This window comes from Bacteriovorax sp. BSW11_IV, assembly GCF_000447755.1.
Taxonomy (GTDB): Bacteria; Bdellovibrionota; Bacteriovoracia; order Bacteriovoracales; family Bacteriovoracaceae; genus BSW11-IV.
The window spans coordinates 69,171-87,698 of the sequence record NZ_AUNE01000029.1; the positions used below are offsets into that span (position 1 = coordinate 69,171).

Consider the following 18,528-nt stretch of genomic DNA (forward strand, 5'->3'; position numbering starts at 1 on the left):
AAGTGGGAACTATTTAGCTGAGGCGCGAAAAAAAAACGATATTATTCCGCGTGGGAATATTGTTTTCCTTTCTAGTTGGGGAAGTCATTCATTTAGGGATATTTAAGTGACTGAAAACAATAAGGCCTTCCCGAAGTGGGAAGGCCTTAGATCTATTGGCATTTTGCTTTTAATAATTGGTCGACAGTGTAGAGGTATGAATCATTCCTTTTTATCCAATCTTTGATGGCCCAGCCTTCAAAGACAAGAGAGCGGTCAACTTCAAGATCAATTTGATCGATCACAAATTGACTCAGTTTTCCTTTTGAAAGGACTGTTTCAATAATATCGTGAATTTTATCTATCTTTTTGCGTTCTTCACCGATTTGAGAAGTTACATCATCAAGTTCTTTCTGATATTCGCTCTGCTTATCATGACGGCGCTGTTTTTCGCTCTCCAATTCATTACAGTCCATAGCGTAGATTTTCTCTCTTTCCTCGTCAACGTAGCTTGAGCGTCTTGAGCTGTAGTCTGCAGAAAGGATTCCTCTTAAAAGATTTTTATATTCCGGTTGAATATTTAAATTATCTACGAAGGCATGAGTAGGTGATGACAGAATGATTGTAGCAAATAAAGCGGCCTTGAAAGTCGGATTCATATATTTCTCCTAATATGTCTTGTGGAGATTATAGGAAATTCTGATGTTAATAGGGGTTGTTTTGAAAAGAGTTCAGGGGCCGTTCATTCTTTAGACGCCCTTTTTATTGGCGCTTGATTTAGAGGGGAGGCGAGGCCCTAAAAATAAAGAAATCTATGGCCAAGTATTTCATATCATTGTTATCCGATGCTTTTTATTGTGAAAGATCACTTTCTGTCCCCAGTTAGACCTCAAGTACATGATATTATTGTTTTGCCCCCTTTATTGGTCTGGATATTCCTGATAGAATGATTTGGAATATTTGTTTCTAGGAAGGTTCAAAATGCACAAAATTTTATATGTAGACGACAGTGAAATTAATTTAGAGTACTTCGGTGAGATGTTTTCGGAAGATTTCGAAGTAGAGCTTGTTCAAAATCCGATTGGTGCTTTGGGCGTTTTGGCCGAAAAGAATTTCGATGCCGTTATTCTTGATATCCACATGCCCCTTTGTGATGGATTTGAACTTTATAAAAGAATTCGCGAAAGAAATTTGGCCGGACAATGTCCTGTTCTATTCTTCACATCAGACAATACTGAAAAAACGACACTTAAAGGTTTAAAGGCCGGGGCCGATGATTATCTATTGAGATCAATGAGCCAAGAAGAGCTCTTTCTTAGAATTAGTAATAGAATTAAAAAGTACAAGGCCTTCTCACAAGATATTTTGAAAATTGGAAATATCAAAATAAATAAAAAAGACATGCAGGCCTATCTCAACAAAGAGAGAATTAATTTAACGTCAACTGAGTTCAAGCTTCTTCTTGGATTGGCGGCAAATCAAGGAAAAATTGTAAGCCGTGACGATATTTCTTCATTCGTTTGGGGTGAGGGAAGTAATGTACAAGTAGGGACTTTGAATACGCATATTGCAAATCTAAGATCTAAGCTTGATGGCTTTTCTCATAAGATTACAAGTTTAAAAGGAAGAGGATTTATCCTGAAAGAACTTCCTGCAGACAGCTTTGGGATATCGCAATAGCTATTTTTCATAATCTCTAGTATTCTAGAGTAATGAAAGAGATAAAAATCTCAAGCCATTACATATCTGCAAAAATATCTTCCCAAGGGGCAGAGCTACAAAGTCTTCGCGATAGAGAATCTAGCGTGGAGTATCTTTGGCAAGGGCATCCAAAATTTTGGTCTCGCCGTGCCCCTGTTTTATTTCCTATCGTAGGCAGTCTTCGTGATGATCAATATAGAATTGGTAGGAAGTATTATGTTATGGGAAGACATGGTTTTGCCCGTGATCAAGAGTTTGAAGTTATCGAGCAAGAAAAAGATTCGGTTAAATTCAGACTTATGCATACAGAGGAGAGTTTGACTTATTATCCTTTCAAATTTTCTCTCGATATCCGCTACAAATGTTATGGCCCAAAACTTATTGTGACCTTTGAAGTGAAAAACCTTGATCGAAAAGAAATGTTCTTCTCTCTTGGTTGGCATCCGGCCTTTAATATTCCATTGAAGCATGGAGAGTTGGAAGATCACTATATAGAATTTGAACATGAGGAAGAGCAAGGTGCCTATTATCTCCATCATGATTTAATCGACTTCAGACATCCAGATGATAAGACGATGTTAAAAGATGGACGTCGCATTTTTTTGACTGAGGATCTTTTTAAAAAAGACGCGCTAATTTTCAAAGATCTCACTTCACATAAAGTTTCACTAAAAAGTTCAACAGATGATCATTCAGTAGGTGTTGAATTTGGTGATATTCCTTATCTCGGATTGTGGGCCCCTGAGGGTGCTCCATTTGTATGTATTGAACCTTGGTTTGGTGTGGCCGATCACGTTGATTCAAATAATGACTTTTTTATTAAGGAAGGAGTTATCTGTTTGGACATGGAAAAGTCATTCAAAACTGAGTTCGTCCTTCATTTAAATTAGTTTGCTTCTCTATTTTTAATGAAAATAAAGAAACCTTAAACTATGCGAATTACAATACCTAAAGGAAAACATAATTAATCTTAAAGTTTGCTTATCTGTATGATATTATTAATGTTTCGCACTGTGTAAAAACTTCTTCTCATCTTCAAAAAAATTCTGATTCGATTATCTATAGATAGTTCTAATTTGAAATTATTTCGTCAGGAGAAATAAATGTATTACGGAGAAGCAATGGAGCGCCATTCTGCCAATTTGTGCGAGAAATTGCGCGAGCGCATTCGTTCTTACAAAGTAGCTCATCCTGGACTGAGTTCAAGTCAGATTGCAAAGTCATTCAATATCTCTTCTTCGGCCTTCGGCCGTCTTGAGAATGGTGATATTCGCTTTCCTTCACTTGATCTAGTTCTTAGAGTTCTGCGTGGGACAGGTTGTAAAAATATTCTGCAATATCTTGAAGAATATTTTCCAGAGATCGCAAAGACTTATAAAGAAGTTTATTTGAGTAATGGAGAAAGTCAGTATGTAGATTTATCTCTAGAGAAGTATTTTGAAGATCCTGATCTTTTTATCTATATGTTGCTGTCGTATAGCGATTCAGGTTTTTCAAGAGTTGAAGTAGAGGAATTGTTTGGCCTTACAGGTGTAATGGCTATTGAATATTTGAAGAAAAATAATGCAATTGTTGAACGCAATGGTATTTTTTTTGGCTCTGATAAGTTTAGTGTTATGTCTGGAAAGTCTATAAAAAAACTTGCTATAAATACTCTGGAAACCTGTCATGAGCCTACAAGTGATTCTTCATTTCTTGTGTACTCAAGCCAGTCTATTGATTTAAAGAAAGTAAACAAAGAGATTACAGCTTTACTTCGTGAAACTCATACAAAAATGCAACAAATTTTAAATGATAAAAATAATTTTGGTGATGATCATTACTATTTTTTGATGTCAGCAGGAAGAATTCTAAAAGGAATTGGGGAGGAAGCCTAATGAAAAAAATTATCATATTATTATATTTTTTGAACTTGAATATATTTGCTGCAGGTGGTGTAGGTGGAGGTATTGTAACCGAAACAGGTGGCGGAGGAGGAAAAGACTCCTACGTCAATGATTCATGCCAATTCAATCAATTAACGAATCAGTTTGAATGCATGAAATATGATGTTGTTAAACAATACAGGGAGAATGGTCAGCGCTGGGACACGCTTATTAATGATATTAATAAAAGAGATTTTATCGGCGTTGAAAGTTTCAACTTGAAGTATGGACCTGAGTTTAAAAAGATTGCTCCTTCAATAACAGGTGAGTATGAGTATAACAACTGCGTTGAACTTCAGCACGGTGAAGATATTTCTGACTGTTTGAAAAGTGATGTTGAACCATTTTTAAATTTAAAAATTAAATAGGCGGTGTGAAGTGTACGGATTGTCATTAGAACAAGAAGCATTGCCTTTAGCGAAAATTTTGCAAACGAGAATTGCAAAATATAAGAGGGAGCATCCAAAGTTTAGCTCCCTCCAGATCGCGACAAAATTTAAAATTTCAGCGAGTGCCTTTAATCGCATTGAAAATGGCGATTTGCAAAGACCTGCAATTGAAAGTGTTCTAAGAATCCTAAAGGGGACAGGTTGTTCAGATATTATGGGCTTTATTAAGTCCTATTACCCCGAGCTGTCTGACACTTATGCATTTATCTATGAAAGTTCATTAAAAGAAGTTGAACCCATCTTGGAGAAAAATGATTATCTTGGTGATTATGAATCATTTTTATTTTTCCTTTTGGCCGAATGTTCGTGGGGAATCTCATCCTCGTATATTATGAAGCACTATGGAAGAACAGGGTTTTTGGTTGTCGAAGAGCTTATCAATAATGGTCTATTAAAAATAGACAAAGGTGATGTTGTTCGTTGTTGCTCACCAATATTTAATGAAACTCTTGATGCTAAAACAAAGAGAGATTTGATCATTAATACGATTAAAAAATCAAAAGATGTTCAAGATAATCAGAGCAATATGAATATAACAGTGGCCTCATTGAATTATTCTAAGGCAAAAAAAGAAATTGATAAAATTATGGCCGAGGCCCAACAGAAAATTGATGATCTTACAAACAATCCTGATCTCGTTGGACCTGATTATTTCTATTTTGCATTCATTTCAGAAAAAATGGCAGCAAGTGATAGAAACTAACATTTCAAAAGTGAAGTTTTGATCATGGTTGTTTCAAGTATTCTTTTATTTGAATAAAATATTAGATATACCTTCGTCATTAACTCGGAGGTTTATATGAGTAAAATAATTTGTTTAATCTTTGTCTCTATAACTTTGGTTTCTTGTTCAAGTATGAATAAAGAGACAAAAAAAACAGACTCGAATGTGAACGATATTTTTAAATCAGGGTACTATAAAGGTAAAAAATAATCTTTTCCAAAAACAAAGGCAGCTCTAAGGCTGCCTTTTTTATTGTGGCGAAACGGGAAGAATTTTAGGAAGTGCGCTCTGTTCGCTTCGCTCTTTGGCCTCTCTTTCGGCCGTCTCTTGTGTTTTAAAGGCCAGCTCATGAAGGATATTTCTATTCATTCCAATTGGCGGCGGGGCGAAGTAATATCTTTCAAATTTTTTGGCAACACAGTCTCCAAATGAAATATTTTCAAAATCATTCGAAACGGCTTCAGATGATTCAACACTTCCATTCTCTCTCAATTTGAAAAGAATCTTGATAACACCTTCATTCATTTCGGGCTTATTTTCAAGATATGATAGATAGCATTTTTGTATATCTTTTGCGTTCTCACGAATTGTTTTTGCAACTTCTTTTTGCTTGTATGCTACTGCAATTTTTGGATCAATCGGAGCAGGCGCAGAATTGGCTTTTTGCTGGCCTGAGAAGTTGCGACCTGTGAGGAAAGCAACAATTACGATTAAAACAACAATGATCAAGTTTTTAGAATCCATCTTCATGATTGATATTCTCCTCCTGAGATGATTTAAATTTTAAGGATCAGTAGTTACACTAAATACTACACCGTTTGATAAAATTAGAGAAGAGTCATATGCACAAATTCTGAACGCATAAGTCGTTCCATTTGTGAGTCCACCTTCCAAATAAGTTGTTGTCGCGCCTGCATCTACAATTGTCCCCGAGGTACAATCTGCCGGAGGAGTCGTCCCCACGTTGTAGGCGAACTGGTAACCCGCATTGTAGTTTGATGTATGATTCCAGTTTATCGATACAGAATTTGACGTTGTTGTCGTGCGAATGTTTGTTACTTCAAAAACTCTATAATTATTTTCAAAAAATAATACAGAACCCGAATTCGTATTGCGAAGATCGTTAGGAATCATATTTTGATTATTGCTTAGATTTCCAAGGTCACCACTGTCTTTTGGCTCTCCAACGGCAATTTGATTCCCGTGGATCGCAACACTTGCACCAAAGTTTAGCCTTAAGTAATTTCTAGGGGACTTAATCATGGCCTCTTGTGCCCAAAGAGTACCAACTCGTTTAAATACATGAACAGCACCACTGTCCATCAAAGATGAGTTTGAAGTAGGGTTGGTGCTATTATAAATAACACTAAAATCAGAATCTTCATTTGGTGCTGAAGCAACAATAGTATCTCCTTTGAAATCCATTGCATGTCCAAAGTCTTCAGAAGATCCAGAAGAATTCGACTTGATAAATGCCTCTTGGGCCCAGATACCATTTGTCTTTCTATAAACAAAGATCGCACCTGCATTTGTTGCAGAGTTATTTGTTGAAGCTGTCGTACCATTAGTAACGCCTGTTAATGTACTATCTTCAGCAGGGGATGTTGCGACAATAGTATCATTATCGAACTTAATTGTTTCACCTAAGCGGTCATCAGAATCTGGATTGATTTTCTTTATAAATGCCTGCTGTTGCCAAGATCCTGCGACAAATTCGTAGACATATATGGCCCCAGTGTTGAGACCTGTATCTGTAAGGTGAGTTGTTGGTCCATTTATAATAGTACTTTCAATAGAGTCTTCTTCAATTGCAGCGACTGCAATATGTGTATCATTTCCAATGGCCACAGAATGTCCAAACTTATCTAAGAAACCACTATTCGCGGCCTTGATATAGGCCGTTTGATTCCATATTGATCCATTGAAAGTGAAGACATAGGTTGCTCCACTGCCATATAAACTTTCATCAGAGCTTGCGCTACTTCCTGTTGTAATTGTATTTTGGTTACTTGCCTCGAATGGAGCACCAACTGCAATCAGATCGCCTTTGATATCAACAGAAGTTCCAAATAAATCACCGGCCGTATTGTTAGAGGCCTTGATGTAAGCTTCTTGAGTCCAAGTACCAGCATTGTTTTTATAAACGTAGACAGCACCACTTTTTGTATTCGAATTATCACTTGATGCTGTTGTACCATTCGTTATAGTTGATTGAGAGCTGCTTTCATTTGGAACACCAACGGCAATTTTATCACCATGAATGGCAACACTCGTACCAAAGTTATCATTTTCGCTCGGATTCGAGGCCTTGATAAAGGCCATGTATTGCCAAGCATTTCCTACTTTTTCATAGACGTGAACAGCACCACTATCTATTAGGGAGTTATCTTGTGATTGAACTGAAGTAATTGTTGTTTGATTACTATCTTCAAAAGGATGACCTACAACAAAATACTTCTCTGACATAGCAAGAGTTGATCCAAATGCATCATTTGATTCAGGAATTGGTGCTTGTAGCATTCCTTTATAATTCCATCCACTGGATTGAACTCTTGCACTTCTTGTAACACCAGTTGTTTCGAGAGCACTAGCATCGTAAGCACACAGACGTGTTGTATACTGATCAAGTGGAGTTAGACCTGTAATTGAATATGTTGTTACTAAACCAAGATCTAGTGAAGTGCCTGAATTACAATCGACAGGTGCAGTGTCGCCTAAAGCGTAGGCAAGCTTATAGCCTGTCGTAGCTCCAGGACTAGCATCAGTCCAAGTTAATGTAATGCTATCAACAGTAGTTGAAGCAATCGAAACATTTGAGGCCTCTTTTAAATCAGAATCTGTTGTGTAAGTATAGACTTGCCCAGTCGAATCATTACCATCCACATCATAAGAACAGATTCTAACACCATAAGTTGTGTTTTGTAGCAGACCCGTTAAGACATAATTACTTACATTACCTACGTCTATAACTGTTCCTGAATTACAATCTGCTGGTGCACTTCCTTGCTGATAGGCAATTTTATATCCAACGGCACTACCTGAATTTGTTAACCAGCTAAGAGTTAATGAGTTATTTGTTTTGCTCTCGAGGGCCACTGTAGAGGCTTCAAATAATCTTTTCTTATTTCTATAGACGTAAACAGCACCTGAATTGACACTGTAAATATTAGTTTCATTAGTTACTGGTCCATTAATAATTGAACGGAAGCTCGAACCTTCACCAGAAGAACCAACAACAATAGTATCACCTTTTATAACAACATCTTCTCCAAATTGGCTTCCAAGCTGCGAGTTGCTTGCTTGGATGTAGGCTTCTTGTTCCCAACCTGCTGCAGTTCTTCGGTAAACGAAGACTGAACCAACATCCCAGAAAGCGTCGCCATCTCCGTAAGTACTTGCATTAGGGCCATTGAGAATAATATTTCCGATACTAGGGTCACCTCTGTTTCCAAGAACTAAAGTATCTCCGTCCAATGAAAGCGAAGTTACATTGCTGTACCATTCTTCATGGACTCCAGTATTGCTTAATTTAATATAGGCGTCTTGTTCCCAATTTCCTGCATTTTTCTTATAGACGTAGATCGCTCCAGCGCCTCCCCAAGAATTATCACTAGAAGTTCCTGTTCCATTTATAATTGTAGTTGTAAAGCTGTCTTCGCCTGAGGCCGAAACAATTAGATAATTATTTTTAAGTTCAACTTCGACACCAAAATTATCATATGATTCAGAATTTGCCGCCTTGATGTAGGCGTCTTGTGTCCATAGATCATCAGTGCGTTTGAAAATATAGACAGAGCCCGCATCTGGATTGGAGTTGTTCTCAATAATCACGCCATCATTAGAAATAGTTGTTTGATTGCTATCTTCTCCTGGGGCACCGACAGCAATATAATTATCTTCAATTGCGATGGAGATTCCAAACATATCTCCGGCCTGTATGTTTGTAGGCTTGATAAAGGCTTCTGAGTACCAACCTTGGCCTTTATTTCTAAAAACATAAACGGCACCAGCACTGCTATTTCCTGAGGCATTTGAGTCGACGGTTTGCTCGCCGTTTTGAATATAGTTTGCGACAGTTCTTTCTCCAGAAGCACCAACTATAATAGTATCATTGTATGATGCTAATTCTTTTCCAAATCCGTCAGTATTCATAACAAATTTCGGCTTAATGAATGCTTCAGGAGTCCAAACAGAACCCACTTTGTTGAATATATGAATAGCTCCAGCCGAGTTACCATCGCCTTCAAGAGTATATTTACCATTAAAATAAGTGCCAGATGGATTATTATCATTTTCAACACTAACGGCTAATTTATTTCCAAAGAAAGATACATCTTGTCCAAAACGATCTCCACTAGCTGCGTTTGGAGGTTTGATGTAAGCTTTTTGCTCCCAATTATCTCCCGTTCTCTCAAATATATATACGGCCCCAACGGAACCAGATTCTTGTGGGGAAACTGTAACAGACGAGCCGTATTCAATTTCTTTTGTTAAATAAGTGTCATATGTAGATGATGCTGCGATTTGCTTTCCATCAAAATCAATTTTTTTACCAAAACTGTAGAGTTCTTTTTCGTTTGTATTGGGCTTGATATAAGCTTCTTGATACCAACCTCCGACTCGAGAAATTGCATTTATTGTTTCTCCTGAGCTTAGGTCTCCAAGAGCATTATATGAACATACTCTGAACGACAGGCGAGAGTAGTGAGGGAAGTTTGTTTCTGTATGAGTCGTTACATTACCCACATCAATAATTGTTCCATCTGTACATGATGTTGGAGGAGTTGTTCCAATATTAAATGCGACCTTGAATCCAGTTGTACTTGCGCCACCTGAAATCCAATTTAAAGTAACTGATTTTGAATTGTCTGCAACGGCCGTTAAGCTCGTTGGATTTGGCGGAGGGTTTGGTTTTGTGACTGTTACAATGGCACCATCGCTATATGTCGGAGTATTATCATATCCACAAACTCTAAATGAATATGTGAGCCCTGGAGTTAGTCCTGTAACAGTGTAGTTATCAACGCTACCGACATCGATTTGAGTCGCAGTGTTACAGTCAAGAGGAGCCGTCGTTCCTGTTTGATATGAAATCTTGTAGCCAGAAGCATAGGCAAGGCGATTCCAAGTGAGTTTTATATTTGTGTTGATGTCAATTGAACCTCGCAGATCCACGATATCAAATATACGACCAATATAGCGATAAATGTAAACAGCACCACTGTTTTGTGAATCATTAGAAGTGCTAGCGATTTCATTGTTCGTAATTTCTGTTAAGTAGGCTGATTCACCTGGAGCACCGATAGCAATGGTGTCTCCACTCATCGCAACGGCGGTTCCGAAGTTATCGTTGGCATCGGAATTTATTGATTTTAAGTAGGACTCTTGACTCCAATTAATTCCATTGTAGCGGTAAATATAGGCCGCACCACTATTTTGGGCATCATTAAGAGGACTTGAATTTAATGTAATACCTCTTTGAGATGAATCTTCATCTTTGGCACCTACAACGAGAGTGTTTTGTCCTAATGATAATGAAGAACCAAAATGATCCTCTGTGTTTGCATTAGAGGCCTTGATGTAAGCTGTTTGATTCCAGTTTGAACCGGACCTTTCAAATACATAGACAGCACCAGAACTTAAAGCATTATTGTCCGAACTTGCAGACGGCCCATTTGTAATAGTGATTTCATTACTGTCCTCTTCTGGAGCACCCACTGCGAGCTGGTCACCTCGTAATGCAACAGCACTTCCAAAATAATCAGATTCGTTGTTATTAGGGGCCTTGATATATGATTCTTGGGCCCAATTAGCACCAGTTCTCTTATATATGTAAACTGCACCACTGGCCGAAGACGAAGAGTCGCTTGAAGCGGTGGTACCATTTATAATAGTCGTGCTATTGCTATCCTCTTTCGGTGCTCCAATCGCTACGGTGTTTAAATCAACAGCAACAGATTTGGCGAAGAAATTTCCACTATCGTTGTTGATCGCTTTTATATAGGCTTCTTGTGTCCAAGAATTTCCTGTTCGGAAATAAATATAAGCACCACCACTATCAATACTTGTATTCGTCGCGCTAGCAGTTGTTCCGTTGATGATAGTTGTTTGATCTCCATCTTCACGATATGCACCCACAACAAGCGTGTTTTCATTTAAATCAATTGCACTACCAAATTCATCATCGATATCAGGATAAGGCGATTTTATATAAGCTTCTTGTGTCCATACATCATTTGCGATTTTATAAATATAGACTGCACCACTATCTTTGGATGAGTTGTCTGCAGAAGAAGTTGCTCCGTTGGTAATTGTGTTTTGGTTACTGTCTTCGAGTGGGGCACCAACCGCAATTGTATCTTTATGAATGGATACGATTTGTCCAAAATTATCGCCAAGATCACTGTTACTTGATTTGATAAATGTATGAAGTGCCCAGTCCTCATAAGTGCGTTTATAAATATAGACGCCCCCGCTTGACTCAGCGTTATTATTATCAATAGCAGTAATGTCTGAAGTAATGATTGTACTTGCAGTGTCCTCACCAGGTGCACCAACAATAAGTGTATCTGCAAAAAGATCAACTGAGCTTCCAAATAAATCAAATGGATCATTGTTAGCTGTTTTAATAAATGATTCTTGATACCAAAGATCTTTTAGAGTATTCGCTGTTGCTGTTAATCCTTGTCCAATTATATTGTTATTATCATAAGGACAAACTCTAATAGAGTAGGTGTTGTAGGCCAGCAAACCTGTTAATTTATAGTTTAGAACGTTTCCAACATCTAAGTTCGTTTCACTTGTACAATTAACAGGAGGAATGTTACCTGTCTTATACGCCAATCTATATCCCTGAATATTTGCAGATTGTACTGCCGTCCACTGGGCAATGAAAGTCGATGTTTTAATATCGTTGATACTTAATGTCGCTGGTCCTCTTGGTGGTAGTGTTGTTCTGTGGGTGAGGGTTTGCATCAACGATAATTCTGCAGAAGCATTGTAGCCACAAATTGTAAAACTGTAGTTTATTCCCGGTGTGAGATTGGTAAAGGTATGAGTGTCGACCCAGCCTACATCAATCGAATTACTTCCCTCGCAACTCGCTTGTGGAATTGAACCCATGACATAAGCAATTTTATAACCAGTGTGAGCTGTGGATTTTCTCCACTTAAGTGTAATATTTCTAGAGTCGGTATAGCTGGCAATTAAATTGGCCGGAGAGTATCTATCAATTAGGTTTCTATAAATATATACTGCACCAGTATAGCCATTGTTGTTGTCTTGCGGTGGGATCGGTCCGTTTACAACACCAGAAACTTCCGAACCTTCTTTTGGAGCACCTACAACAAGAGTGTCGCCTTGAAGATCAACAGTTGAACCAAAAGTATCATTTTGTCCTGCATTTCCTGCTTTTATAAATGCTTCAAATTCCCAGAGTCCATTTTCTCTTGTAAAAGTATATACAGCACCGCTGTTTAATAAGTTGTTGTCTATGCTTGGTAGATCAATATTTGTAATATAATTTTGATTTGTATCTTCTTGATATGAACCAACAGCAATTCTTTGACCACTTATGGCAACAGATGTACCAAAGTAATCTGAACTATCTGGGTTTGGGGCCTTGATATAAGCATCTTGTTTCCAAATTCCATTGTCTTTCTTATAAACATATACTGCACCACTAGTAGCGCTATCTGTATTGGTTGAAGAGGTTTCACCATTTATTATATTTGAAGTATTACTCGATTCATTAACTACACCTGCAATTATATAATTTCCATCAACATCAATATTGTACCCATACGATAATCCATCAATGTTATTTGAAGCTTTTATATAAGCTTCTTGTTCCCAGAAATTATCACTTCTTTTATAAACATATATTGCACCAGAGTCGCTTGCATCATTATCCAAAGCAGAAGTAGACCCGTTAATAATTGATGTTGATATAGAATCTTCACTCGGTGAACCTACAACAAGAAGATCGCCTTTTAAGGCCACACTTGAACCGAAATAGTCTTGAGAACCATTATTGCTCGCCTTAATAAAGGCCTGCTGTACCCAAGTTGATCCATTGAAGTAATAAATATATGTTGCACCACTTGCATAGCTATCAGAATTATCTATAGGAGCATCTGAAGAATTGAAAATGTTGGTTGCATTACTACTATCGTAATCTGCACCAATGGCAATTGTATTTTCACTTAATGATACATCGATACCGAACTGTTGATAACTCTTGACCAATGGAGGACGAATGTATTGTTCTAATGCCCATGTGGAGCCTGTTCTTTTATAAATATAAACCGAGCCGGCCCTATATAGATTATCATTAGTGACAAAATCAGGATCTTTACCATCGACAATAACTGTATATTCTTGGCTGTTTTCAAAATTTGCTACCGCAATTTTGTCTCCACTCAAGCTAATTTGATCACCGAAAGCACCATAGAGTTGTGGATTGTATGCTTTAATTAAGGCTTCACCTGCCCAAGTTTGTCCTGTTCTTCTGTAAATGTAGACAGCTCCAGAGTCCCAAAGATTGGTTTGCACTGTAGGGTCAATTGTTGTCGAGTTTGTAATTGAAGTGATGTTTAACTTATCATCAATCGTACCAACGGCGACTGTGTCATCATCTAAAGAAATTGAAGAACCAAAATAAGCGGTGGCAAATAAATTATTTGCAAAAGATTTCAAAAATGCTTCTTGGTACCAACCAAAATCAGGAGCATTAAGTAGAGCACCTTTCGTATTTCCTAGTGGATAAATACCACAAACGTTTATTGAATAACCCTTTCTGTGGGTGAGCGATGTTAATTGATATGATGTAACATTGCCGACATCAATAGTTGTTCCGGTGTTGCAGTAGTAGTTTTCTGCATATCCTTCGCTATATGAAATTCTATATCCTGTAACTGGAGCTGAACTAGCGTCCCAACTCAAAGATATTGAAGTATTGTCACGAGCTGTAATTTGCAAATTCGCCACTTCTGAACTACTTGCGAGTGTTTCAGTTGTTATTGCAATACCTGCAGAAAGTTGAGAACTTGGATCGTATCCACAAACTCTAAAAGAATAAGAGCGAGCATCCAGCAGTGAGTTCACTGTAAAAGTATTTGTATCACCAACATCAATTGTTGTACCAGAGCTGCAATCAGCAGGTGGTGTTAGTGATTGAGAGTAGGCTATCATGTAGCCGGCATTGTTTTCACCTGTCTTGATCCAATTCAGTGTTACACTGTTTTGTGCAGGTGTTGCAGCTAGTTCATATGGATCAAATGGATCTGATTTATTGGTGAAGATATGTACAGCACCTGAGTTTGTAAATCCGAATGATTCACTGAAATTATTAGAGTAGAAAACGCCAGAAGCTCCTGAATCGTTATTATTAGTACCTACCGCGAGAAGATTGCCTTTTAAATTCAGAGAGCTACCGAAATTAATATTAGACTTTGGATTGGTTGGTTTGATAAACGCAATTTGATTCCATGTTTCATTCGTTCGTTTAAATAAATATACAGCACCACTTGCACTAAGAGATGTGTCTGTAGATGCTCCCGCTCCGTTTGTTGTGAAATTTTGATTACTATCTTGCTTGTAAGCACTGACAGCTAGTAGGTTCCCAGATATTGAAACGGCATGGCCGAAATTATCATTACTATTTACATTGCTTGGTTTGATATAGGCGTGCTGTTTCCAAGTTTTGTTATCACGCTTATATACAAAAACAGCACCGCTATTTGAGCTGAGTGTACTTGTCGAAGCATTTGTGTCGCCATTTGTAATTGTATTTTGATTACTGTCGTCTTCTTCCGCACCCACAGCTAAATAATTGTTACTATAGCTTATAGATGTCCCGAAAATATCGTTGGATGAGTTATTACTTGCTTTAATAAAGGCTTCTTGTGACCATTTATTATCTTCACCTTTGGCAAAAACAAAGACAGCACCAGAGTTTGTAACATCATCACTTGTTTCAACAGAACCGCTTAAAATTCCATTAAATGAAGAATCATCTCCAGGGGAGGTCGCGAAGATTAAATTATCTTTGGTAAAGACTTTAGTACCAAGATAGTCTGATGAATCATAAGTTCGTTTTATATAGGCTTCAAATTGCCATTTTCCTGAACCATCTTTTCCAAAGATGTAAACAGCTCCTCTATTAGAGGAAGTGGAGTATTCGAGAATCGGATCTGGTGCATGGACGATCTGAATTGTAGCGCTATCTTCTTGACTTACACCAACAACAATAGTGTTGCCATCTATAGATATAGAATCACCAAATTTATCAGTCGACTGAAAGTTTGGTGCTTTAATAAACGCCTCTTGCTCCCAATTCGTTCCTGTTCTTTTATAGACATAAACGGCACCAGAATCTGATGATCTGTTATTATTTTCGTTGTTCGAATAATTCCAAATTGTATTTGTTTCAGTGTCTTCATTTGGAGCTGTAACAATTAAATAGTCTCCCTGAAGATCAATTGAAGCACCGAAGTTGTCATTGGTTTCAGCGTTATTGGCTTTAATAAAAGCTTCCTGAGTCCAATCATTTCCCGACTTTCTATAGATGTAAACAGCACCAGAGTTTGGAGCGAGAGTATCTGTTGGTGTTCCAGTTCCATTTGTGATTGTTGTTTGTGAGCTTTCTTGTCCTGGTGCACTGATGGCCAACGTGTCACCATCTAATTTTACACTGTCACCGAAAAGAGCATTGCCGCTAACATTTGCAGCTTTGATGAAGGCACTCTGATACCAGCCATTAAGTCTAGATATTACTCTACCTTCCGTAGTATTAAGTGCTCCATCATAAGCACAGACTCTAAAGTAATATTCAGTTGCAGAATCAAGTCCTGTAATATTATAAGTTGTGACATTTCCTGTATCAATTACAGTGCCTGCAGAACAATTGGCCGGCACAGTGTTGGCCTGGTAGCTGATATAAAACCCTGCAGTTGCACCACCAGCGCTTATCCAGGCAAGTTGAACATTTGTGCGAGTCTCAGAGGCAATTCTTAATTCAGATAATTCAAATGGAAAATCTTGAGTTGCTGCGCTTAGTTTTGCTCCATATGAATATTGTGGAACTGCATTATAAGAGCAAATTGTGAATGAATAATTTGAGTTGTGTTGTAGCCCAGTAACAGAAGTCGAAGTGACATTACCTAGATCAGTACTCGTTCCACTATGGCAATCTGCTGGAGCAATATCTCCTAAAGCGTATGCAAGCTTGTATCCTGCTGCAGCGGGAGCAGCCGTCCATGTCAGGTTTATATTATTTGTTCCTGTGGTTGATGCCATGAAATTCGTCGGATCACTTGGGTAGATGATTCCTGTTGAAGTCGATCTTGTAAGAGTATAACCTTCATGATCACCAAAAGTTGCATTGTATGAACAGATACGGAAGCTATAATCATTTGTTGTTAGGCCAGTAAAAGTATGAGTCGTTACGTTCCCAACATCGATTGCTGTTCCTGTGTTACAGTCTGCTGGTGCTATTCCACCTTGTAGATAGGATATTTTGTAACCAGTAGCTCCTGCTACAGCATTCCAAGATAATGTAACATCTGAACCATTATCAGCAGTAATGGCAAAATTGGATGGAGCAAAAAGCCTCGAGTAATTTCTAAAAACATAAACTGCACCAGAAGCACTTGCAGTATCGTTAGTATCAAAATCAAAATTATGAAATATGCCTTGTGAAGGGCCATCTTCTGCAGATGCTGCAACGACAATAGTATTTCCTTCAATAGTAACTTCAGAACCAAAACTATCATTAGAAGTTGGGGCAGGGGATTTTAAATAAGACTCTTGTGACCAAGTTGTTCCATTTCTTTTAAATACATAAACTGCACCTGATGATGATAGATCATCATTTTCAATAATGGCTGCATTGTTAACAATTGTGTTTGATGAGTTATCTTCACCAGTAGCTGCGACGACAAGTGTATCTCCACTTAAGTCAATTCTAGTTCCAAAATAATCACTGGCACCACTATTAGAAGACTTTAGGTATGCTTGTTGTTCCCATGTTCCATTGTTGTTTATAAAAACGTAGACAGCTCCTGAAGAAGAATTGGAGTTATCTGCAGAAGCTGATTGTCCATTGGTAATTGATGTAGAATTTGAATCTTCCCCAGAAGCTCCGACAGCAATAGTGTCACCGCTTACAGCTACTGATGCACCAAAAGAGTCACTTATTTCTGAGTTTACACTTTTAAAATAGGCATATTCATACCAAGTCGCTTGATATCTTCTAAATAAGTATACTGCACCACTTGAAGAACTAGAATTATCTGGATTCGCCGCAACACCTGTTGAGATGTGGGTTTGATTTGAATCCTCACCAGTTGCACCAACAACAAGATAATCTCCATTTAATTTTACGCTAGTTCCAAAACTGTCACTGGCACCGATATTACTCGACTTAATATAAGCTTCTTGTGCCCAATTTGAACCTGTTCTTTTATAAACATAAACAGCGCCAGAACTTCCAGCGGTATCATCTGTTGGCGATCCTGTTCCATTTGTAATTGTGGACTGAGCACTATCTTCACCTGTAGCTGATACAATAAGTGTATCATTTTCAATTTGAACCTTATTTCCAAAATAGTCATTTGCACCAGCATTACTCGCTTTAATATAGGCTTCTTGTTCCCAGTTTCCTGCATTTAGTTTGTAAACATATACAGCACCTGAACCTGAACTTGTATTAAATGACGATGCGGTTGGCCCATTTGTAATTGTGTTTCCTGGACCGTCTTCTCCTGTTGCACCTATCACAATAGTATCACCATCAATACTTACATTACCTCCGTAAGCATCACTCGAATCAGGTGAAACAGCTTTAAAGTAAGTACTTTGTGTCCATAGAGAATTTGTTCTTGTAAAAAGATACGCAGCACCAGAACTGGATAAAGAATTATCTGTAGAGCTAGTGCCGTTTGTTACTGTTGATTGATTAGAGTCTTCACCATATGCTCCAATAATCAAATTATTTCCATTAATAGAAATTGAGCGTCCAAAATTATCACTAGCTTCACTATTATCGGCCTTCAAGTAGGCTTCGAAATACCAACCATTTTGAATATAGAATGCTTTACCTTTACTGTTCTGATTGCTGGCATTGTAGGCACAGACTCTAATGCTGTAGTCTTGATTAATAGTGAGACCAGATAGAAGATGAGTGAAATTGTTTCCAATATCGGTAATTGTTCCACTAGTACAATAGAGATCAGGTGCTGTTGCACCAGGAAGGATGGCCACTACGTAACCGCTTGCTGCAACTGAACCCGCTTCCCAAGTGGCCTGTGCAAAATCATATCCTCTGTTCGATATGTGAAGATTTGCAACTTCATAAGGTTTTTGCGTCGTTGATGCTGAGACAGTTTCACCAGCACTAACATCTCCACTTCCATTATATGAACAGATTCTAAAAGAATAAGTTTCAGTCTCTTGAAGAGATGAAAGTGTATAACTTTCAACATTGCCAACATTGACAATCGTCCCAGAACTACAATCTGCAGGAGGAGTGTCTCCCAAAAGGTAGGCGATGTAATATCCCGTCGTGATATTATCTGCCTTTATCCATTCGAGATTGATCGAGTTGTCATCAGTGCTAGCAACTCTAAAAGATTTTGGATTGAAAAATCTTAATTTATTTCTAAATACATAAACAGCACCAGAAAGAGCTGTAGAATCATCAGAGAGGGCATCTGGTCCATTAATAATTGATGTTCCCGTGCTTGATTCA

At 37.9% G+C, this 18,528-nt stretch carries 9 protein-coding genes; 6 read left to right on the forward strand and 3 right to left on the reverse strand.

Features of this window, described 5'->3' with window-relative positions:
- Positions 1-152: 152 nt before the first annotated feature.
- Entirely contained in the window at positions 153-638 is a 486-nt protein-coding gene (locus tag M899_RS08435; RefSeq protein WP_021271018.1) for a hypothetical protein, read from the reverse strand.
- A 322-nt stretch (positions 639-960) separates the two neighbouring features.
- On the opposite strand from M899_RS08435, the gene M899_RS08440 reads away from it, so the two are divergent.
- The 6 genes from M899_RS08440 to M899_RS18725 all read left to right on the forward strand — a co-directional run bounded on the left by M899_RS08440 (position 961) and on the right by M899_RS18725 (position 4,988).
- Entirely contained in the window at positions 961-1,659 is a 699-nt protein-coding gene (locus M899_RS08440; RefSeq protein WP_021271007.1) for a response regulator transcription factor, read from the forward strand.
- A 32-nt stretch (positions 1,660-1,691) separates the two neighbouring features.
- Positions 1,692-2,570: an aldose 1-epimerase family protein gene (locus tag M899_RS08445; RefSeq protein WP_034728558.1), complete on the forward strand. Its 879-nt coding sequence runs from the start codon at positions 1,692-1,694 to the stop codon at positions 2,568-2,570.
- A 213-nt stretch (positions 2,571-2,783) separates the two neighbouring features.
- A complete protein-coding gene (locus M899_RS08450) occupies positions 2,784-3,557 on the forward strand; it encodes a helix-turn-helix domain-containing protein (RefSeq protein ID WP_021270981.1) in 774 nt (257 codons plus the stop codon).
- The gene (locus tag M899_RS08455; RefSeq protein ID WP_021270980.1) at positions 3,557-3,973 is read left to right on the forward strand and encodes a hypothetical protein; all 417 of its coding nucleotides are present in this window, start codon (positions 3,557-3,559) and stop codon (positions 3,971-3,973) included. Before M899_RS08450 ends, M899_RS08455 begins: the two co-directional genes overlap by 1 nt.
- 10 nt (positions 3,974-3,983) lie before the next feature.
- Positions 3,984-4,757 (forward strand): helix-turn-helix domain-containing protein, encoded by a 774-nt coding sequence (locus tag M899_RS08460; RefSeq protein WP_021271006.1) that lies wholly within the window; start codon positions 3,984-3,986, stop codon positions 4,755-4,757.
- A gap of 96 nt (positions 4,758-4,853) precedes the next feature.
- A complete protein-coding gene (locus M899_RS18725; RefSeq protein WP_255345076.1) occupies positions 4,854-4,988 on the forward strand; it encodes a hypothetical protein in 135 nt (44 codons plus the stop codon).
- A gap of 39 nt (positions 4,989-5,027) precedes the next feature.
- On the opposite strand, the gene M899_RS08465 is transcribed toward M899_RS18725, so the two are convergent.
- Together M899_RS08465 and M899_RS08470 are read right to left on the reverse strand one after the other, a co-directional pair.
- Positions 5,028-5,528, reverse strand: a complete 501-nt coding sequence (locus tag M899_RS08465; RefSeq protein WP_021270995.1) for an AgmX/PglI C-terminal domain-containing protein — start codon at positions 5,526-5,528, stop codon at positions 5,028-5,030.
- Between the two features lie 33 nt (positions 5,529-5,561).
- Positions 5,562-18,506, reverse strand: coding sequence for a fibronectin type III domain-containing protein (locus M899_RS08470; protein ID WP_369795332.1), 12,945 nt, complete (start codon positions 18,504-18,506; stop codon positions 5,562-5,564).
- Between the last annotated feature and the right edge of the window lie 22 nt (positions 18,507-18,528).